Source organism: Romboutsia sp. CE17, assembly GCF_012317385.1.
Lineage (GTDB): Bacteria > Bacillota > Clostridia > Peptostreptococcales > Peptostreptococcaceae > Romboutsia_E.
The window spans coordinates 1590521-1612405 of sequence record NZ_CP051144.1; the positions used below are offsets into that span (position 1 = coordinate 1590521).

The window sequence follows — 21885 nt, forward strand, 5'->3', positions numbered from 1 at the left end:
TTTATGGCATATATATTGTATGAATCAACTTTAGAAAGCTCTTTTTTTTGATTTTCATTTATATATTTATCTAAACTCTTAGATAATGTTTCATTTATTATATATTTATTATATATTCATTATAGTATGCATATTTCTCATTATCATCTAGATTAAAGTTTAATTCTTTTAATGTACTTTCTATGTCATTTTGATATTCTGAGTCATAATACATTGTTGCTGTAGCATCAAATGGTGTAGTTTCTTCTAGACTTTTCTCTAAAGCATTCTTGAAGCTAAGACCTGTAGATAACATTACTATTGTTATAAATAACATTAAGCATATCACTGACATAGAAATAAAGTTAGTGTTTATCTTACTATTTAATTGCTTCACTATGAATATATTTAGATCCTTAAAGTATATACTTTTGGATTTCTTTATTATATTTACTCCAAAACCTGCTAGACTAAAGAATACTAATACTGTTCCTATTATCCCTAATATTATAGATAAACTAAATTTATAATTAAGTTCTAAACCATTATTTATTATAGTCTTATATGCTACTATTAGACATAGTACTGCTATTATAAAAATAAAAATGTATATTATAGAACTTTTTATTTTTATATCTTCACTTTTCTTTGAATAGTTAAGTAAATCTATTATTTTATATTTTGATATTGTAAAACTATTTAATATAGTTACTAATATAAAAATTAACCCAAAGTATAAAATTGTTTTGCTCATTGCTTTTGATGAGAAAATAAATTTATACTCACTCATAGATACATCGAATAACTTACTTGTAAAAATAGATAAACCTTGTGATAAAACTATTCCTAATAAAATCCCTCCAATTAACGAGATTATTCCTACTAATACAGTTTCTATTATTAATATTTTTGATATCTTACCTTTTCCCATACCTAAGGTCATATATATACCTAATTCTCTTTTACGCTTTTTTATTAGAAAATTATTAGCATAAACAATAAGACATCCTAATATGCAGCTAACAAATACAGAAATATAAGATATTATTTTTAGCATCATGTCTAAATTTTCTGATTCACTTTGATTTAGCTCTAATATAGCTTTTTGAGATTCTATAGAGTTAAAACTGTAAAATATACAAACTGCTAAAGTTAAAGTAAGGAAGTATATACTGTAGTCTTTATAACTCTTTTTTACATTACCTAAAGCAATCTTAGAATACATCCTCGTCACCTCCAAGTAATGTTACTACATCTATTATCCTATCAAAAAATTCTTTTCTACTATCATTCCCCTTAACAAGTTCATTAAATATTTTTCCATCTTTTATGAATAAAATCCTGTGAGCATAACTAGCTGTAAAGGCATCATGAGTTACCATTAATATTGTTGCTTTTAAGTTATTATTTAAATATTCAAATCTATCAAGCAATAATCTAGATGACTTTGAATCCAATGCTCCAGTTGGCTCATCAGCTAAGATTAATGACGGATTAGTTATAATAGCTCTAGCTGATGCTACTCTTTGTTTTTGTCCTCCTGACATTTGATAAGGATATTTATTTAGTACATTTTCAATCCCTAATTTATTGGCAACATCATTTATAAGTTTATCTATATTTTCTGATTTTTCACCTTTTATAGTTAATGCTAAAGCTATATTTTCATAAGCTGTAAGAGTATCTAGTAAATTAAAATCTTGGAATATAAATCCTAATTCATTACGTCTAAATTTATCAAGATTTTTAGATTTTAATTTTGTTATATCTTGATTATTAATTATTATATTACCGCTAGATACATTGTCTATGGTTGATATACAGTTAAGTAATGTTGTTTTTCCACTACCACTAGGTCCCATTATTCCAACAAATTCGCCTTCATCTACTTTAAAACTTATATTGTCGATAGCTTTTGTTATATTATCTTTATTTCCATAATACTTCTCTATACTTTGTACATTTAATATATTTTTCATTATATATCTCCTTATTCCATTTTTACTTATTTTATCTAATTAATATAGATTTATTTTATACTTTTTTTAAAGAAATAAAATTACATAAACTCTAATATTATCTTACATTTAAGTAAGATAATATTAAAGTTTATGTGGTTTTAACATTTAAATATAAAAATAATCTACCCCAAAATATTAATTTTGAGATAGATTATTTTTATATAAATATCTATTTTTATCATGTGGAAAAACTATATTTACCTTTGTCCCTTCATTTATTTTTGATATGATATCAATATTTAGCCCAAGTTTTTTGCACAGCTTTTCACATATATATAATCCTATACCTGTCGATTTTCCATAGATCCTTCCATTCTCACCAGTGAATCCTTTTTCAAAAACTCTACTAATATCTTTTTCTGATATTCCTATTCCATTGTCTTCTATTGTAAGTATCGTATTATGTTTATTTCTTTTAGAATATATACTAATTTTAGGTGATTGCTTTGATGCATATTTTATGGAGTTAGATATAATTTGATTTATTATAAATTCGACCCATTTAGCATCAGAATATATACTCTCATTTAAATCATTAATATTAATAGATATTTTCTTACTAATACAATAACTTGCATTTTTTCTAATAACATTTTTTACTACATATTCTAAATTAAATTCCTTTATAATATAATCTTTATTTACATTATTTATTTTTGAATAATACAAAACCTGTTCTACATAATTTTCTATACTCTTTATATCATCTTTTATAACCCTAGAAATATTTTCTGAGTTATTTTCAGCAAATAGCATAGTCGATGCTATCGGTGTTTTTATTTCATGCACCCACATTTCTATATATTCTTCGTACTCTTTTTCTATTTGTTTATAATAATTTATATTTTCTCTCATTGAACGGTTAGTATCTCTTAAAATAGAATATAATATTTTACCTTCTATAAAGCTAGGTTCATTAATTATCTCTGATAGTAAATATTTTTTATCTAAATTATCACAAATATTAATTATTTCATTGTAGTACTTTCTTAGCTTAAAAAATTCCATTAAAATATATGTACTTAATGGTAAAAACCATACTGTAAAGATAGCTACTACTAATAAAGGTGATATATTTAATGGTATTAATAAAAGTAGTATTACTATAAACAATACTAAATTAATAATAATAAATAATAATTTATCTTTTAAATATTCCAATATACTCATTTAATCATATATCCCAATCCTCTTTTAGTTTCTATATAATCTTTTAGACCTATTTCATTAAGCTTTTTCCTAAGTCTATTTATATTTACAGATAAAGTATTATCATCAATGTAAATGTCAGAGTTCCACATATAATTCATAAGAGTATCTCTACTTACTATTTTTTCTTTATTTTTTATAAGACAAGCAAGTATTTTAAGTTCATTTTTGCTAATTTCTAAAGTATTGTCAAATGCTTTTATAGTTCCCCTAGATAAGTCCAATTCTAAATCTCTAATTCTAAGTAAATCTAAATGGTCTTTATCTCCATATGTTCTCTTAAGTACTGCATTAATATGAGCTAAAAGTATTTGAGTGTTATAAGGCTTAGTTATAAAATTATCTGCACCTAAATTCATACTCATTAATTCATCAATCTCACTATTTCTACTAGTCACTATTATTATAGGAGTATTCATCTCTTTTCTTATTTCTCTACATATATAAAAACCATCAAAAGCAGGTAAGTTTATATCTAATAGTATTAAATCTGGATTTGATAATCTTATATCATTTATTATATTTTCAAAAGATACTGGAGCAATTACTTCATAGCCATATTTTATAAGAAAAGAAGTTAATTCATTTCTAATTCCTTCTGAATCTTCTATTATCATTAGTTTCTTCATATACTATCTCCTTTAGTGCTTTTTGTTAAGTTTATCATTTTTATTTATATTATTAAAGTGAAATTTTACTATTATTCATATCGTACTCTTTTAGTTTATAAAAATAAAAAATGATGAACTTAATAAAGTTCATCATTTTTTCGTTTTTATGGAATATTTTTTATTTTAAAAGAAAATACATATCTTATTATATATTAATATCTAGTGTCTAGTAATCCACAGTAAGCATCAACTGGGCTTACACCTTTGAATTCAGAACGTCCTAACATCTTATCAACTAATGCTTTTAAAGTAAAGTCTTTATTATCATAAGTATTGATGTAAGTCTTAACTTGAGGTACATCTGCTAAGTGGAATGGACACTGTACTGATACAAATATAGTTGGTACTTCATTTACATAGAATGGTATATCTGGAGTACCTTTAGCTGGTGGCCATTGTATACGTTGATCTGTATTTGGGTTAACAACAGCAACATTTATTATTAAATCATAATTATCAGTTAACTCAGATATTGGTCTCTTAGCAGCATATATATTACCTATAGCTTGTCTTCTTTCTTCAGCTGGAAGTTTCATTATTTTATCTATTGGTGATTCCCATATAGTAACTTCGAATCCTTCTTCCTCTAATTGAGCTTTTAATACTTCAGTTGGCTTTGGTCCTTGAGCACCTATTAATGCTCCAAATCCACCTTCAACACCTTTTACGTCAACAAGTAAAACTCTCTTATGCTTTTCAACTGATATTGGGAATATATCTTCAGTATTTTTAACTAATGTTATAGCTTTGTCAGCAACTTCTAATGCTATAGCTTTATTTTCTTCTAATCCTATTTTAGCCATAGCTTCTTCTTTTGGCATTAATATTTCTGTTTTAGCTTTTTTATGAAGACCTAAAGCAGCTTTTGTTCCTAATATTCTAGTTAAAGCTTCTTCTAATCTTTCATCAGTTATTATTCCATTTTCGTATCCTTCCATCATCCACTTGAAGTCTTCATCTGGATCATTGAAGAATAAGAATAAGTCAGAACCAGCAGCTATCGCAGTTGGTAACATTTCACTACGCTTCATAGCAGAAGTCATAGCAACCATGTGAGATGCATCAGTTACAACTAAACCATTGAATCCCATTTGTCCACGTAATAAATCTGTTAATATGTATTTATTTAAAGTTGCAGGTAATATTTGCTCTTGTACTGTTGCTTCTGGGTTGAAGTGAAGAACATAATTTGGTAAAGATATATGTCCTGCCATTATTGATGGAAGACCTGCTTCAAATAATCCGCTATATACTTTTCCAAATGTAGCATCCCACTCTTCTACTGATAACCAGTTTGGAGCAAATGATAAATGTTGATCTCTCTCATCTATACCATCACCAGGGAAATGCTTAGCAGCTGGTGCTATACCACTTTCCATTATACCTCTCATGTACTCTAATGATAATTCTAATGTTTGATCAACATCTTCTGACCAAGTACGAGTTGATATTATTGGATTTCTCCAGTTTCTATTTATATCAACGATTGGAGCAAAACTCCAGTTACATCCTATTGCTGCCGCTTCAACACCTGAAACTCTTCCCATTTCATATGCATATCTCTTATCATTTGTAGCAGCTATTTTTACTTCATTTCCTATGTAAGTACCATCTGTACAAGCACCATTACCACCAGCTTCTGTGTTAGCAGCTATTAATAGTGGTATTTTACTGTTTTCTTGTAATATTTTATTTTGTTCATATACTTCTTCTGCTGTTCCTGGATTATAACGAACACCAGCTATATGATAATTATCTAATACTCCTGTTAAATATTCTTTATCACGGCTAGCACCCATGTTTATGAATAATTGTCCTATTTTTTCTTCTATAGACATATTAGCTATCGTTTCTTGTACCCATTTTATAGCTTCATCATCAAGATTATAAGGTTTTGCTTTTAAGTTTACCATCATTATAATTCACCCCTAAGTATTGTCTTAATATCTTTAAATATACTTTATCATATTTTTATCAATAATACAAGTATACTAGTGTATTTTTTTGATATTTTTTTGTCATATATAAAAGTAAAAATCCAAAATTGATTTTATTTTTCTTAATCAATTTTGGATTTTTTAATAGTTTATAAATTTTTATAAAAATCAATTAGCTCTTTTTTACTATTAATTCCTATATTTTGAGGTATTAATAATTTTTTAGAATCTTTACCTATAAGTTTATTATCAACTAAGTATTCTTTGTTTAATAAATTTTGTGACCATACTATTACTTCATCAAGTTTCGGAGTGTTTAAATTGCAAAGTTCTGCAAATGCTTTAATTATACATAATCCAAACTCAATATCTTCAATAAAATATCTAGAACTTAAATCTGGTATATATCCACCTTCACATTTAACTATCGGAGAACCGATTCCTTTAAAACCTGGAGCTGTTCTTATTTTATTGCTTAATATACTTGGATCTTCCGTTTCAAATCGAATCTTTATTTTCTCTATACTATTTTCATCAAAATCTTTAAATTCATTTAGAGATTCAAATACTTTACCTAATTCTTCATCTAACTCAAGTAGCGTTTTTGAAGCTTCATCTCCCCACTCTTCATAAAATAATGGATTTTTATCATAAATAGTTTCATTATGTTTATAATCTTTAAATAATTCATATAATCTTGATGGATGCATTATAGGGTTTGATGGTGATAAAGTTATAGCTAAGTAGTTGTCTATAACCTCACAAGGTATATCTATTAGATCAGTCATTACTCTGCAAATTTCATTTGTATATTTACTTGGTATAGCGCTTATCTTCATAAATGGATTTTTTTCTTTAAGAGCAACACACTCTCCATATTTCTCAAGTCTAATTATTGAAGGCACTCTTTGTGTTCCAAAAAATACGCAACCTTTTTCAATTAATTTTTCTGCAAAATACTCTTTTCCTCCAAAGCCTGGTATCATTCCTATAATTGTATTTGGCTTTACATATTTACTTATTTGTCCAATAGTTTTTTCAATTAAAAAAGATGGATGTGTTATTAATATATAATCAGCATTCTTAACGCATTCTTCTAAGCTATCTGTAACACAGTGTAACTTTATTTTGTGTTCCAAATTTTTTTCTTCTTCAATTAAAACTAATTCATCTGTAAATAAATGTGGTTTTGAAGTATGTATCCATACCTTGCAATCTTTTTTCATTGATATATAAGCTGCCAAGTATGTTCCTATATTTCCTGCTCCAATTATACATATATTCATTATAAGTCAACACCTTTCTTTGATGAAATTTTAAATATTCAATAATTATACATTATATTTCTATTTATTAGAATATTTTATTTATATTGTAACCTTTTTGATGTTTTTAAGTTAAAATCATTTTATCTTAAAATTCTTTATCTATAGTTATTATGCAATTATAATCAGGCTTTAATATTTTTATTTCTCTAGATACAGTATTTTTTATTTCTTCTTCATCTTCTTTTGTAGTTACATAGTGTGCATCAACTACTAAATCAAAAATTAAATTTACTTTATCTTCTCCTTCAGTTCTCCTAAAATCATGCATAGATTTTATATTTTCATATTTAGATATAATCTTTTCAACCATACTCATTTCATCTTTAACTCTATCACAATGTATACACATAGGGTCCATATGAATTACTAGATAAATATTTAGTTTTTCTGAAATCTCTCTTTCTGCTGTATCTATAATATTATGAATTGTAACAATATCTATATTCGATGGAATCTCTGCATGAATAGAAGCCATACATCTTCCTACTCCATAATTATGTATTATTAAGTCATGAACACCAATTATATTATCATATGACATCACACCTTCTTTGATGGCATTGACTAGTTCTTCATCTGGTGCTTCTCCAAGTAATGGACTAACTGTATCCTTTACTAAAGAAAATCCTGCATATAATATTGCTACTGATACTATAAGACCCACGTAACCATCAATTGGAATTGTTGTAAATTTAGATGCAAGAAAAGATATTAATACACAACTAGAGGTAAATACATCCCCCATAGCGTCTACTGCAGCTGCTTTTAATGCCGAGGAATTAATTTTATTTCCTATAGATTTATTAAATGTACTTAACCATATCTTAACTAATACAGATAATAATAATAATATAAAAGGTATTAATTCAAATTTAATTGCAACTGGATTAATAATCCTTTCAATTGATGATTTTATAAATTGAATCCCTACTAACATTACCATAAATGCAACAATAAGTGCTGATAAGTATTCCATTCTACCATGTCCAAATGGATGCTCTTTATCTGCTGGTCTACTTGCTAATTTAAGTCCTATTATAGTTATTGCAGATGATGCCATATCAGATAAGTTATTAAACCCATCTGCCGTAATGGATACACTACTAGTTATAAATCCTACAAAAATTTTGACTATAGATAAAGCTAAGTTAGATATAATTCCAATTATCCCAGCCACATATACAAACTTATTTCTTACTTGTTCATCGTATACATTTTCGCTATTTTTTATTAATTTACTTGTCAAAAAATCAAAAATCATCTCAACTCTCCTTTTTAGATTTTAAATTATGTAGTTTAATTATATTATTATTTATATGTTAATATTTATACTTCATTATATCATTGTAGCTAATTATTTATAATTATAGTACTATTAATATGTAAAACAATTATTACAAAAATTTATATTTTGTTATTTGAAAGGAGCAGATATGAGTTACATAAATGATATAAAATCTTATACCCCTTATAATGAGCAAGAAACAGCTGATAAAGAATTAATTTTAAATTGTATAAATAAATTTCAAGATATACTAACTAGAGAAAATACTTTAGCACATATAACTAGCTCTGGATATATAGTTAATAAAACTAGAGATAAAACTTTAATGATTTTTCATAAAATTTATAATTCATGGTCATGGACTGGTGGTCATGCTGATGGAGACAGTGATTTACTTAAAGTTGCCATTAAAGAAGCCCAAGAAGAAACTGGTCTTAAAAATATAAATCCAATTTCTAAAGATATATTATCTTTGGATGTTCTTACAGTAGATGGACATATCAAAAAAGGTAATTATGTATCTTCTCATTTGCATTTATCTGTTGCTTATCTTCTAGAAGCAGATGAAAATGAAGAACTTATCGTTAATGAAGATGAAACTAAAGGTGTTAAGTGGATTCCTATCAAAGATGTTGATAAATATTCAACAGAACCTTTTATGATAGAAGTTTATAAAAAATTTAATGAAAAAATAGAAAAATTATATTAATTTACATATTATATTTGATATTTATTCTTAAATAAAAATAGCTACTTTATAAGTTAGAACATTTAACTTTTAAGTAGCTATTCTTATGTTTTTATTTTATATTATAATATTTTATAAATTACCTTTAAGACCAATATCTTCTGCAACTTCTCTCATACCAAGTATAGTATTATTTATTACATCATCTAGATTCATGCCTAGCATTTCTGCTCCATTTTTTATTACTTCTCTATTTACACCTTCTGCAAATCCCTTAGATTTGAACTTTTTCTTAACAGATTTTAACTCTAAGTCCATAACACTTTTTGATGGTCTCATTATAGCAGTTGCACTTATTAGACCTGTCAATTCATCTACTGTATATAGAACCTTCTCCATGTTGCTCTCTGGTTTTACATCACATACAAGTCCATACCCATGACTTACTACAGCTCTAATTAAATCTTTATCTAATTTTTTTTCTTCCATAATTTCAATAACTTTGCTACAATGCTCATCTGGATACATACCATAATCTAAATCATGCAGTAGTCCAACTATTCCCCACTTTTCTTCATCTTCATTATAAAGTCTTGCAAAGTACTTCATAACACCTTCTACACTTAATGCATGCTTTATTAAATGTTCTTCTTTATTATACTCATTTAATAAAGCTAATGATTCATCTCTATTCGGAAATTTTCCCATATAAATACCTCCTTTATTTTACATATTTATTAATTATTTACATATAAAATATATACTATTCAATTTAGTAATATTTGTATATCTAACTTTATTCTTCTTCTGAGGAAGAAGCATACTCTTCTTTAAAGCTTATAGATTTTTTACTATGTAAATACAATTTATTGGTTTTAATTAAAATAATAAATACACTCATAAGTACTATTCCCTTTAGTATACTACTTAGACTTATACTCCACCAAATACCATTAATACCTAAAATATTAGATTTTGATAAAAGGTATGCCATTGGAATTCTAGCCCCTGTTAATATCGTAACTATAATTGAAGATATATAAGTTCTTCCTAAACCTTTAAAGATACCACTTATAATTATTTCTAAACACATAAACAACTGTGAATACCCTAGTATCTTTAGATACATGCCACCTTTTATAATGGCATCACTTTCATCTATAAATAATGAGAATATATTTTTACCTAAAAATACTAATATTATTGTAGTTATAATTCCTAAACCTAAAGAAGTTATAATTCCTATTTTACAACTTTTCTTTATTCTGTCATAATTTTCAGCACCATAATTTTGTCCTACAAATGTAGCTAATGCAACAGATAAACCATCAGCTGTCATCCATGATATAGATTCTATCTGAGATCCAACCTTTTGTGCAGCTATTGCTACAGGACCAAATGATGCAACAATTACACCTATCGCCATTGAGAATAATGTAAACATACCATTTTGAATTGCCACAGGTAATCCTAATTTATATAATACCTTATAAGAATCAAATTCAATATTTCTAAATAATTTCACTTTAAAATACTCATCTTTAGATTTTATTATCTTAATTAAAAAAGTCAATGTTACTACCATCTGAGCTGTTATAGTTGCTATAGCAGCTCCCGCAACTCCAAGTTTTTGGAATCCAAACCACCCAAATATTAAAATCGGATCTAGTATAATGTTAGCAATCAATCCTATAGTATTTATCATAAATGGTGTTTTACTATTCCCAATTCCATTAAATATAGATGTTAATACAGGATTTATAAAATAAAATACAAATCCACTAGCCACAATAACTAAATATTGTCTTGACATAGATATTACTTCTTCATCGCCTAATTTAAATATATCTACTAGACCTTTATTAAATATAATAACTATAATTGAATATATTATTGCTAATATAATGTTTATCTCTATTGCTGCTTTAATAAAGGATTTTGTTTTATTTAAATTATTCTCCCCTATACTTTGAGCTACCTTTACTTCTCCGCCTATTCTAGAAATCATTATAAATGCCATAGCAAGCCATGGATAAAATCCTGCAGTTCCTACAGCAGCAACTGCATTACTTCCAACTTTTCCTACCCATATCATATCGGTTAAATTATATGCCATTTGAATAAATGAGGTCCCCATAATTGGCAAAGCTAACTTAATTAATTTATCACTTATACTACCACTTGTTAAATCAACCCTATCCTTCATCTCTCCTCCTAAAATCTATATAATATCTATATAATTATATCATTTTATTCTAAATAATCACTACATTTAAAATAAAATAGAATGTCAAAATATTTTAAATTTTAACATTCTATTTTAATATTCTGCAGTTTTATTTTAAATTCTTTAACCAATAGTTTTGTGGTATCTCATTTTCATCAATTGGTACAAATACATATCCTTCACTAGTCAAATATTTTAAAATCTCTTCTAAAGACTTTGCAGTTTGCTTTCTTTCATGAATTAATATAACTATATTATCTTTTCCTTTTGAATACATCTTAACATTTTGAACTACTTTTTCAGAACTTGACTTCCAATCCTCTGTATCAATATCCCAATCCCACATTTTATAACCAGCTTCTACTATATTTTCATAGCTTTTATATGGTGTATACGGTTTACTACCGTATGGTAATCTAACTATATTAGATTCAATTCCCGTTAATTCTAATAAAGTTTTCTTGTTTATATCAAACTCTTCTTTGGCTGATTTATTAGTTTTATATAATCTATTAATATCATGGCTAACACTATGAAAGCCAGGTGTATTTCCTCTTTCTATAATCATTTTTACAGCATTAGGATATGTCCTCATATTTTCATCTATCATAAAAAAAGTAGCCTTAGCATTATATTTATTTAGAACATCTAAAATTTCCTCTGTATATTTAGATGGTCCATCATCTATTGTTATGTACGCTACTTTACAATCGCTTTTCGATTTATAATTATTAGCATAGCTAAACCTAAACATTGTACTTACCCCTAATATAGCTATAAAAAATACTAGGAAGAATTTAAATTTATTTCTTTTACCTTTTATCATAGCCTCCCTCCCCTTTCTCTGTTGCCTTAATGTATTTTACATATTATTGTATATAGTCACTTGGCTTAAATAAAAGTTATAAATTATTTCTTACTAATAGTATTAATCAATTTTCATCTTTTATAGATTTTAATTGCTATTATTTATGGTTAAATTCTGTATACTTTTACATTTATATACTGATTAATCAATTAAATAACAATAAAATAACCGCACACCTAAGAATATAGGTGTACGGCTTAAAATATAGTTAATATTATTTATTAATAATGTCATCTTAAATTGCTTGTCCTAAAAAATTTATTTATATATTTATATCTTCTATAATATTTTCAATTTTAGATGTTGCTTTATTTATAGCATCTTTTCTTTCTTTTTCTGTAGTTCCAGTTCCATCTATCATTAACTCTTTTACTTTTTTTATACCTAAAGTTTTCATTATACTTGCGATATAATTTTCCCCTTTATCCATTATAGGATCCAATAACCAAGGAATATGTCCTCCTGATGATTGTATATAGATTAATGTTCTATTTTGATTTGAAAGTAATCCCTTTGGTTTATTATTTTCAAACTCAATAGTTTTACCAACTTGAACTATACAATCTATATACTCTTTTAGTGGTGCTGGAAATGATAAACTCCACATTGGTGATGCAATAACATATACTTGAGCACTAATAAATTGATCACATAAATCTCTTATCTTTTGTATCTCTCTTTGGTCCTTATCATTTAATTTTTTTGCATCTTCTTCTTTTATAACTGCATTTCTTCCTTCAAAATATTGGTACTCTAATCTTGGAATATGCTCTTTATATAAATCTACTTCTTCAACTTTAAAATCTTTATGCTTTTCTAAAAATTTATTTATAAAATCTCTAGCAACAGTTTTACTGGCTGACATATTTTCAGGTTTTGAATTTACACTTATATATAATAATTTCTTTTCCATAGTTAATTAACCTCCGAAATAATTTATATACTTATTATTTCTAATGATTAATTATTGTATTCATTTTATAAAAATCCTATATTAGAGTCTGCTTCAAAATTTAATAAAAAATTTTCATCGAATATCTTAGGCATAAGTGATATATATAGTTATTAGATCTAAAAATTTTGGACTTATTTATATTTTATTTAATTTTATATTTACTAGTTGCTATAAGTTCTTCTATAATTTTATTATTTTCTTCATCTAAATATATTCTGTATGTTTTTACTAAAATGCTATCTTTCTCATGCTTTTCTTCAGTTTTTATATATAACTTTTGTCTATCATCTTTACACCCGTAGATTCTAGATGTTATTGAACCATTTCCTACTATATTATAAATATATATAGGATGTGCAAAAGTATTTTTTAATTTTAAATCTGTATATCCATATGAAACACTAGCATCCCTTCCCCTTGGTACATACCTTGACTGTATTGTATGATTATGAACTTCTTCTATACCTACACCCGCTAATAATGCTGCATTATAAATAGTTGTAGATACTTGACATACACCTCCACCTTCACCATTTACAAACTTTCCTCCTACTATAACTTTTGCTGTTTTATATCCATTAACCCAAGTTCTTGCTCCTGTAGCCTTATTATATGAAAATATATCTTTTGGCATTATTAATTTTCCACTTGTACTTTCTCCTGCAACATGAATATTATTTCCTCTAGAACTACTGTCATTAAAAGATGTACTAAATTGACCTAATACGGTATTTATTGACTCTACATCTTCAGTTGTTATAGTAGGTTTAACTATTTTTACTGGAAGATTTAAATCTTTTATATTTTTATTATTAATCATATTGTATATTTCTTCTTTGAGCTTTATCACATCTACCTCTTTACCTTCTTTAGAAGGTGTTCTAACAATTTCTCCATATCCTTTTATTTCAAAATTGGCTTGTGTTACATCTACATCTATCTCTTTACATATAGATTCTATTATTTCACTTAACTTTATTTCATTATAAGTAGCATTTAACTTTATATTATAATTTTTATTAAAAGTTAATCCTATTTTCCTTTTTAAATTTTCTAAGTTATCATTGCTATTAGTATACTTATATGCCTCTTTTAAAGATTTATCTATATTATAATCTAGACTAATCTCTTCTGGATATATAGTCCATTTTTTATCTTCATAACTTATACCTATAGGTTTAACCTTATAATACTTATTTATTTCATTTAATGCTTCATTATAATTCATACCACCTACATCTATACCCTGGATTTTTATATTATTAAATATCTTTTCACTTTTATTATCATACCCTTTACCTATGCCTAATAAAAAAAACATAATAAGGCATATATAAATTAAACGAGATAATTTTCTATATTTAACCATATTTTACTCCTTATTTTTTAATTTATATTTATATTTTCCTATTAATAATTTTATATTCTACCTTAAGTATTACATAGAAAATGTATATATATTTTTATAATGCAAATACTTTTATTGAGTATATTTTACGTATTAAATATGGAGGTAATTTATGAAAAACGCTAAAGATGAATTAAAAGATGCATTTGCTCAACTTCAAAGTGCTCAAAGTTGTTTAAATCATGCTTTAAAAAATGTAGAAAAGCAAAATAATAAATATCAAATAGAAAATACAATGACCTTCGTTAAAGAAGCTGTTTTTGCAGCTAGTAATGCTATTGCAAATTACCAAGATTAATTTATATTATTCTCTAAATTTTTTAAGACTTAGACTTCTAAGTCTTTTTTTCTTACCTTTTTTCAAATCGTTTTCCTATTTTTGTATTTTAAATTTAAATTCTATTATTTTTTCGATAAAAAACGACTTTTTACACTTTAATTTTCTTAAGTTTATGTTATAATATCTTATACTTATTTTTAGAAAACATATACACTATATAAAGTATATGCCTAGGTTACATACCTATTTTTATATAAATTACTTCATGGGGTTATATCCTATGAGATTTGGAGGTGCTTAATTGATAAAATCTATACAATTATCTAAATTTAATGGGAATCCTTGCGAAAATTTATTAGGTAATATTTGTTATATAACTAAAGATAAATTTGAGGACGTTATTAATTTATTCAATAGAGTAAATAGCTCTATGGACAATAAAAGTTGGCTAAAGTCTCGTGATGTAGATTATTTGCAAGGTGTTTTAGATAAAAATGGTTTTATTGTTGGATGTTATATAGAAGATACCTTAGTAGCTTCTGCTTTATGTGAAGCTCCACAAGGTGAATATAAAGATATGCTTATTGAAATAGGTATGAATGAATATGAAATAGAAAATACTTTTATTTCTGGATTTGTTATGGTTGATCCATTTTACCGTGGAAATGCTCTACACCGTACACTATTAGAAACTAGAATAGATTTATCTATAAAAAAAGGTATTAAAAATATCGTAACAGTTGTTAACTCACAAAATATATATAGCCTAAATACAATCTTAAATTTAGGATTTGAAATTAAACTTGAAAAAGAAAATGAAGACGGAATTATAAGATATGTACTATACAAAAATTTAGAAAATATACCTTCTACAACAATAGAAATCACCGCTTAAAAATAGGCAGTGATTTCTTTTAAAAGTTACAATTTATTAATATTTTCAATTAGTTTTGACTTATTATATTAAATACCTCTATAATTTTATAGAGGTATTTAATATAATAAGGGGTGAATATATGTCGTTTAAAGAGAAATTAAAAAACAAAAAATCTAGTATTTTTATTGTAATAACTATTGTTATACTTATTATTATAGGTATTTATGCTTTTAATAAATATTCTCATAATAATGTTGATAACGCTGAGGCTGAATCTTATATAGAAACCTATATTATTCCAGAAAGTGAAAAGGTATTCATTAACGGTATTGTAATTCCTAAAGATTCAAAAGACTTTACTTTGTCAGCAGATGAAGAAATAGTTGACATAAAAGTAAAAAATGGTCAATCAATAAAAAAAGGAGCTATACTGTATACTTGTAAAAATCAATCTATAATAGATGAAATAAGTGAGTTAAAATTACAACTTTCTCATTTAAATTCATCTCAGGATTATGATGATCCTTCAATTAGTTTGGAAATAGACAAACTAAATTCTCAAATTAAAGCTTTAAATGAAAAAGCATACACAAAAATTTATGCTCCTTTTGAGGGTAAAGTATTTTTAAATCAAGATTCAGAAGAATCTAGCTCACTAATGACTCTTCAAACTAATGAATTTTACATGCAAGGAAAAGCTAGTGAGCAAGATTTGGCTAAAATAAAAATTGATCAAACAGCTAAGGTATTAGTATTTTCAACTAATCAGGAATTAATGGGTAGAATTAGCTTTATATCAGAACGACCTACAAGCAACTCATCTGATGAATATCAACAACAATCTAGCTTATCATATTACGATATAAATATTACTTTTGATAGTCAAGAAGGATTAATCAACGGATTTCACGTTCAGGCATCTATTAAGTTAGATAATACTTATACTAAAATACCACTTTCATCAATATTGAAATCTGAAGATACCTCTTATGTTTTTAAAGATTTAGATGGAGTATTAAAAAAACAAGTAATCGAAATAGACAGTCAAACTGAAGAGTTTGCAGTAGTAAAATCTGGATTAAAAGAAAATGATATTATTATAAAAAACCCTACTAAAGAAATGCAAGAAGGTCAATCTATATCAAACTATGGAAATATAAATAATAGTGAATCTAATATTAATGATAATAATTTAGAAGGTGAAATATAAGTTGTCTAGCATAATAAAACTAAAAAATATAAATAAATACTATAAAGTAGGGAAAGAAAAAGTGCAAATTTTAAAAAGCTTAGATTTAAATATTCTAAAAGGTGAATTTGTAATGATTATGGGAAAATCAGGTAGTGGTAAAACAACCTTGCTTAATATACTTGGTTTTTTAGATAAGTTTGATGATGGAGAATACATTTTTAATAACGAAGATGTAAGTAAACTTTCAGAAAATCAACGCTCTGTTTTTAGAAATGAAAATATAGGATTTATTTTTCAACAGTTTAACTTAATAGAAACATTAAACATATACAAAAATGTAGAATTACCATTAATTTATAGTAAAGAGTCTAATAGAAAAAAAAATAAATCTATAATTGAAAAAAGTCTTTCATCAGTAGGACTTTTAGATAAGATTAATCAATTTCCACTTCAACTTTCAGGTGGACAACAACAACGTATAGCAATTGCTAGAGCTTTAGTTAACAACCCTCAAATAATATTTGCTGATGAACCTACTGGGGCTTTAGATAGCGAAACTAGTGAGGAAATAATGAAGTTATTAAAAGAGCTAAATGATAATGGAAAAACTATTATCATGGTTACTCATGACCAAGATTTAACTAAATATGCAACAAGGGTTATAACTCTAAAAGATGGTTCATTCATTTCATCGGAGGTACCTGTATGAATTTAATAAAAAATGCATTAGTAAATATAAAAGGACATAAATTACGTGTTATTATGGCATTAATTTGGATTATTATAGGTATAACATTAGTTATATTAATAAGCTCAATAGGAAATGGACTTAAAGAAGAAGTAAATAAAGCAGTTAATAATGTAGGCCCTAATAAAGCTACTATAAACTTTGAATCTTCAAATACATATATGGATGAGTTTAATATATTCCTATCTCCATTTGCTTATAAAGACCTTGAAGAGCTTTCATTTATTGAAGGTGTAGAAAAAATAGGACCTTCTAACAGTGGTATTGATGAAAATATAATTTATTCTTTCGATGCTTATTTTGATAAAAAAATGACTTATATTGATGTATCACCAATAAAAGATGAATCAAATATATCCGCTTTATTTGGCAGAAGCTTTTCTTTAGATGATGAAAATAGAGATGTGGTTATGATTACTCTACAAAATGCAAGTGAGTTGTTTGATTCTCCTGAAAATGCCATAGGACGTGGAATAACCATAGGTGGTTATATATTTGAGGTAATAGGTGTACTTGATGAATCAGTTAATATGAATGAAGAAGTAAGTGATATTAATTATGATGACTTTTATTATATGCCTACTTCTTACATGCCTAATAAGGCATTTGAAAAGCTCTCAAAACAATATGATAATACAACTGAGATATATGCCTTAGATGTGGTTGCTTCTAAAAACTACGATGTTTTTGAAGTTACTAATAAAGTCATCGAAAGATTAAATGAGCTTCATCCTAACATAGAAGGACGTTATCTTGCAGAAGATCTATCATATCAGGCTGAAGCTCAGATGTATGAACTTGAAAGTATTACTTCTAGTATTAATAAAGTTGTAATATTAATAACATTTATTTCTCTATTTGTAGGTGGAATAGGTGTTATGAATGTAATGTATGTGTCTGTTATGGAAAGACAAAGAGAAATAGGTATAAGAAGAGCTATTGGTGCTAAACCTAGATCTATTTTAATCCAATTTTTAATTGAAAGTGTATTTATAACTTTAATTGGAGGTATATTGGGTATTATAGTTGGACTTATTACAACTAAATACATAGATAATTATCTCCCATTTAAATCAATACTTAACCTAAATAGTATTTTATTTGCTAGTTTAACAACCATTTTAGTAGGTATAATATTTGGAATAGTTCCTGCATTTAAAGCTTCTAAATTAGATCCTATTAAAGCAATATATAAGTAAAATTTTATTTCATACAATTCCTACATATGTTATAACATTGTCTTTTGAGCTAAAGGAAGTCTTACTTCTTTAGTTTATATAAAAAAGGAGTATTTCAAGTTGAAATACTCCTTTTTGAACAAATTTATATTATTTTTGGAAGTGTCTTTCTAATAATCCTAAGAATGCTTTACCATGTCTTGCTTCATCTTTACACATTTCATGAACTGTATCATGTATAGCGTCAAGACCTAATTCCTTAGCTTTCTTAGCTAACTTTAATTTTCCATCAGTTGCTCCATATTCTGCTTCAACTCTAACTCTTAAGTTTTCTTTAGTATCAGCTACAACTACTTCTCCTAATAATTCTGCAAACTTAGCAGCATGTTCTGCTTCTTCAAAAGCTATTCTCTTATATGCTTCTGCAACTTCTGGGTATCCTTCTCTATCTGCTTGACGGCTCATTGCTAAGTACATACCTACTTCTGTACATTCTCCAACGAAATTAGCTCTTAATCCTTCTATTATTTCTTCATCTACACCTTGAGCTACACCTATTCTATGCTCATCAGCCCATTTTAATTCTCCTGACATTTCTTCAAACTTATCAGCTCCAACTTTACATACTGGACATACTTCTGGTGCACTTTCTCCTTCATGTATATATCCACATATTACACATACAAACTTCTTCATAATCTTATTCTCCTCCTAATTTTTAAATTATATATAATTCCAACAAATTTTTGTTTTCTACTTTTTAAGATAGTAAATATATACCCGTGAATTTTTACATTAAACAATTTTTTTATTATTTTTTATAAATTAATTATCTTACAAAATACTAAAACAAAATATACTTAATAATCAAATATATGACTACAATTATTTATTAGTATTTTTTCTACTCATATATTTTCCTCACTCTCATAAATTCAAAAAACCTTAAGAAATTGTAATATCTTAAGGTTTTAAAAATGTTTAATTAAATTTATATAAATAAAAGCTTATTACTAGTTTTGCTTACCAAAATGTCTTTCTAATAATCCTAAGAATGCTTTACCATGTCTTGCTTCATCTTTACACATTTCATGAACTGTGTCATGTATAGCATCAAGGCCTAACTCTTTAGCTTTTTTAGCTAATTTTAATTTTCCATCAGTTGCTCCATATTCTGCTTCAACTCTTACTCTTAAGTTTTCTTTAGTGTCAGCTACAACTACTTCTCCTAATAATTCTGCAAATTTAGCAGCATGTTCTGCCTCTTCGAAAGCTATTCTCTTGTAAGCTTCTGCAACTTCTGGGTATCCTTCTCTGTCTGCCTGTCTACTCATCGCTAAGTACATTCCTACTTCTGTGCATTCTCCAACGAAGTTAGCTCTTAATCCTTCTATTATTTCTTCATCTACACCTTGAGCTACACCTATTCTATGCTCATCAGCCCATTTCATTTCTCCTGACATTTCTTCAAATTTATCAGCTCCAACTTTACATACTGGACATACTTCTGGTGCACTTTCTCCTTCATGTATATATCCACATACTACACATACAAATTTTTTCATAATCTTATTCTCCTCCTAAATTTTAAATTTAACTATATATATTCCAATGTAATACTTATATCTTATTTACTATTTATTAAGATAGTACATATATACCCGGGTCATATTAATCTAAACATATTATTTATTATTTTTTTATAAATCATTGAATATATTTAATATAAGTTTATCCTCTTTTAATTAAGCTACTAATTTTATGCAAATTGTACAAATATTTTTAGTTATTATATACGTTGCATAGAGTATATTTTCAATTTACTATTTAATTATAGTAAATAATCAATTATCAGGGGGGAATAAAAAATGTCTAAAGTAACATTAACAAATATTTGTAAATCATACAGTAATGGATTTAATGCTGTTAAAAATGTAAATATCGATATACAAGATAAAGAGTTCGTAGTATTGGTTGGACCATCAGGATGTGGTAAATCAACTACTTTAAGAATGATTGCAGGACTTGAGGAAATATCATCTGGAGAATTATATATAGGGGATAGATTAGTAAATAACATTGATCCTAAGGATAGAGATATAGCTATGGTTTTTCAAAACTATGCTTTATATCCTCATCTTTCAGTTTATGATAATATGGCATTTGCTCTAAAACTTAGAAAATTACCTAAAGATGAAATTGATAAGAAGGTTAAGGAGGCTGCCAGAATACTAGATCTTGAAAAAGTATTAGATAGAAAACCAAAAGCTTTATCCGGTGGTCAAAGACAAAGAGTTGCGCTAGGACGTGCTATAGTAAGAAATCCACAAGTCTTTTTAATGGATGAACCCTTATCAAACTTAGATGCTAAACTTAGGACATCAATGAGAACTGAAATAAGCAAATTACATAAATCTCTTGGAACTACTTTTATATATGTAACACATGATCAAGTAGAAGCTATGACCATGGCTGATAGGATAGTTGTTATGAAAGATGGCGTAGTACAACAAATAGCTACTCCTCAAGAAATATATAATAACCCATCTAATATGTTCGTTGCAGGATTTATAGGTGCTCCTCAAATGAACTTCATAGATGTAAGAATTGAAGAGAAAAATGGAGAATTATATGCAGTAAATAATGAAATGAATATCCATTTAAGCAAAGGTAAATGCCAGTCCTTAGTAAATAATAAATATATAGGAAAAGAAGTTGTATTAGGTATAAGACCTGAAGATATACATATAGAAGACTTATTTATAGATAATAGCTTGGATACTGTATTTGAAGCAGAAGTTGAGCTAAGTGAACTTATGGGTGCAGAAATATATGCTTATTTAAAATTAGGTGAAGCTAATATTACTGCAAGATTTGATGGTAGATATAGAGTAAAATATGGTGATAAGATAAAATTAGCTATGGATAAGGAACATCTTCACATCTTCGATAAAGAAACTGAAGCTACAATAATATAATTTACTTCTCTTAATTTCTAAATTAATGAAAATAAATTAAAATAATGATATATTAA

21 protein-coding genes are annotated in these 21885 nt (G+C 26.4%); 7 read left to right on the forward strand and 14 right to left on the reverse strand.

What is annotated here, in order from left to right:
• Positions 1 to 97: 97 nt before the first annotated feature.
• The 7 genes from HF520_RS15425 to HF520_RS07680 all read right to left on the reverse strand — a co-directional run bounded on the left by HF520_RS15425 (position 98) and on the right by HF520_RS07680 (position 8406).
• The gene (locus HF520_RS15425; RefSeq protein ID WP_330586231.1) at positions 98 to 1204 is read right to left on the reverse strand and encodes an FtsX-like permease family protein; all 1107 of its coding nucleotides are present in this window, start codon (positions 1202 to 1204) and stop codon (positions 98 to 100) included.
• Complete coding sequence (locus tag HF520_RS07655; RefSeq protein ID WP_168573458.1) at positions 1194 to 1958, reverse strand: ABC transporter ATP-binding protein; 765 nt, start codon at positions 1956 to 1958, stop codon at positions 1194 to 1196. Before HF520_RS07655 ends, HF520_RS15425 begins: the two co-directional genes overlap by 11 nt.
• A gap of 177 nt (positions 1959 to 2135) precedes the next feature.
• Entirely contained in the window at positions 2136 to 3170 is a 1035-nt protein-coding gene (locus HF520_RS07660; protein ID WP_168573459.1) for a sensor histidine kinase, read from the reverse strand.
• Positions 3167 to 3838 carry a response regulator transcription factor gene (locus HF520_RS07665; protein WP_168573460.1) on the reverse strand — a complete coding sequence of 224 codons (672 nt, stop codon included), beginning with the start codon at positions 3836 to 3838 and terminating at the stop codon, positions 3167 to 3169. Before HF520_RS07665 ends, HF520_RS07660 begins: the two co-directional genes overlap by 4 nt.
• Before the next feature lie 194 nt (positions 3839 to 4032).
• The gene (locus tag HF520_RS07670; RefSeq protein WP_330586232.1) at positions 4033 to 5796 is read right to left on the reverse strand and encodes a glycoside hydrolase family 3 protein; all 1764 of its coding nucleotides are present in this window, start codon (positions 5794 to 5796) and stop codon (positions 4033 to 4035) included.
• A gap of 170 nt (positions 5797 to 5966) precedes the next feature.
• Positions 5967 to 7103, reverse strand: a complete 1137-nt coding sequence (locus tag HF520_RS07675; RefSeq protein WP_168573461.1) for an NAD/NADP octopine/nopaline dehydrogenase family protein — start codon at positions 7101 to 7103, stop codon at positions 5967 to 5969.
• 127 nt (positions 7104 to 7230) lie between these two features.
• Positions 7231 to 8406 carry a cation diffusion facilitator family transporter gene (locus tag HF520_RS07680; protein WP_168573462.1) on the reverse strand — a complete coding sequence of 392 codons (1176 nt, stop codon included), beginning with the start codon at positions 8404 to 8406 and terminating at the stop codon, positions 7231 to 7233.
• Positions 8407 to 8578: 172 nt separating this feature from the next.
• Between HF520_RS07680 and HF520_RS07685 the strand changes: the two genes are divergently transcribed.
• Positions 8579 to 9139: an NUDIX hydrolase gene (locus HF520_RS07685; protein ID WP_168573463.1), complete on the forward strand. Its 561-nt coding sequence runs from the start codon at positions 8579 to 8581 to the stop codon at positions 9137 to 9139.
• A gap of 111 nt (positions 9140 to 9250) precedes the next feature.
• Here HF520_RS07685 and HF520_RS07690 read toward each other — a convergent pair whose 3' ends face one another.
• The 5 genes from HF520_RS07690 to HF520_RS07710 form a co-directional block, all read right to left on the reverse strand.
• On the reverse strand, positions 9251 to 9826 hold the full coding sequence (locus HF520_RS07690; RefSeq protein ID WP_168573464.1) for an HDIG domain-containing metalloprotein: 576 nt from the start codon (positions 9824 to 9826) through the stop codon (positions 9251 to 9253).
• An 88-nt stretch (positions 9827 to 9914) separates the two neighbouring features.
• Positions 9915 to 11324 carry an MATE family efflux transporter gene (locus HF520_RS07695; RefSeq protein ID WP_168573465.1) on the reverse strand — a complete coding sequence of 470 codons (1410 nt, stop codon included), beginning with the start codon at positions 11322 to 11324 and terminating at the stop codon, positions 9915 to 9917.
• Between the two features lie 130 nt (positions 11325 to 11454).
• Positions 11455 to 12171, reverse strand: coding sequence for a polysaccharide deacetylase family protein (locus HF520_RS07700; protein WP_168573466.1), 717 nt, complete (start codon positions 12169 to 12171; stop codon positions 11455 to 11457).
• Between the two features lie 304 nt (positions 12172 to 12475).
• On the reverse strand, positions 12476 to 13126 hold the full coding sequence (locus HF520_RS07705) for an FMN-dependent NADH-azoreductase (RefSeq protein ID WP_168573467.1): 651 nt from the start codon (positions 13124 to 13126) through the stop codon (positions 12476 to 12478).
• A 184-nt stretch (positions 13127 to 13310) separates the two neighbouring features.
• Positions 13311 to 14537, reverse strand: coding sequence for a VanW family protein (locus HF520_RS07710; RefSeq protein ID WP_168573468.1), 1227 nt, complete (start codon positions 14535 to 14537; stop codon positions 13311 to 13313).
• Positions 14538 to 14688: 151 nt separating this feature from the next.
• On the opposite strand from HF520_RS07710, the gene HF520_RS07715 reads away from it, so the two are divergent.
• The 5 genes from HF520_RS07715 (at position 14689) to HF520_RS07735 (ending at position 18872) form a co-directional block, all read left to right on the forward strand.
• Complete coding sequence (locus HF520_RS07715; protein ID WP_168573469.1) at positions 14689 to 14874, forward strand: hypothetical protein; 186 nt, start codon at positions 14689 to 14691, stop codon at positions 14872 to 14874.
• Between the two features lie 283 nt (positions 14875 to 15157).
• Positions 15158 to 15751 (forward strand): GNAT family N-acetyltransferase, encoded by a 594-nt coding sequence (locus tag HF520_RS07720; protein ID WP_168573470.1) that lies wholly within the window; start codon positions 15158 to 15160, stop codon positions 15749 to 15751.
• 121 nt (positions 15752 to 15872) lie between these two features.
• Complete coding sequence (locus tag HF520_RS07725) at positions 15873 to 16943, forward strand: efflux RND transporter periplasmic adaptor subunit (protein ID WP_168573471.1); 1071 nt, start codon at positions 15873 to 15875, stop codon at positions 16941 to 16943.
• Position 16944: 1 nt separating this feature from the next.
• Entirely contained in the window at positions 16945 to 17634 is a 690-nt protein-coding gene (locus tag HF520_RS07730; RefSeq protein WP_168573472.1) for an ABC transporter ATP-binding protein, read from the forward strand.
• Positions 17631 to 18872, forward strand: a complete 1242-nt coding sequence (locus tag HF520_RS07735) for an ABC transporter permease (RefSeq protein ID WP_168573473.1) — start codon at positions 17631 to 17633, stop codon at positions 18870 to 18872. The genes HF520_RS07730 and HF520_RS07735 overlap by 4 nt, the downstream gene beginning before the upstream one ends.
• A gap of 129 nt (positions 18873 to 19001) precedes the next feature.
• On the opposite strand, the gene HF520_RS07740 is transcribed toward HF520_RS07735, so the two are convergent.
• Both HF520_RS07740 and HF520_RS07745 read right to left on the reverse strand, forming a co-directional pair.
• Positions 19002 to 19547 carry an NADH peroxidase gene (locus tag HF520_RS07740; RefSeq protein ID WP_168573474.1) on the reverse strand — a complete coding sequence of 182 codons (546 nt, stop codon included), beginning with the start codon at positions 19545 to 19547 and terminating at the stop codon, positions 19002 to 19004.
• Between the two features lie 317 nt (positions 19548 to 19864).
• Positions 19865 to 20416 carry an NADH peroxidase gene (locus tag HF520_RS07745; RefSeq protein ID WP_168573475.1) on the reverse strand — a complete coding sequence of 184 codons (552 nt, stop codon included), beginning with the start codon at positions 20414 to 20416 and terminating at the stop codon, positions 19865 to 19867.
• Between the two features lie 303 nt (positions 20417 to 20719).
• On the opposite strand from HF520_RS07745, the gene HF520_RS07750 reads away from it, so the two are divergent.
• The gene (locus HF520_RS07750) at positions 20720 to 21829 is read left to right on the forward strand and encodes an ABC transporter ATP-binding protein (RefSeq protein WP_168573476.1); all 1110 of its coding nucleotides are present in this window, start codon (positions 20720 to 20722) and stop codon (positions 21827 to 21829) included.
• Positions 21830 to 21885 lie beyond the last annotated feature (56 nt).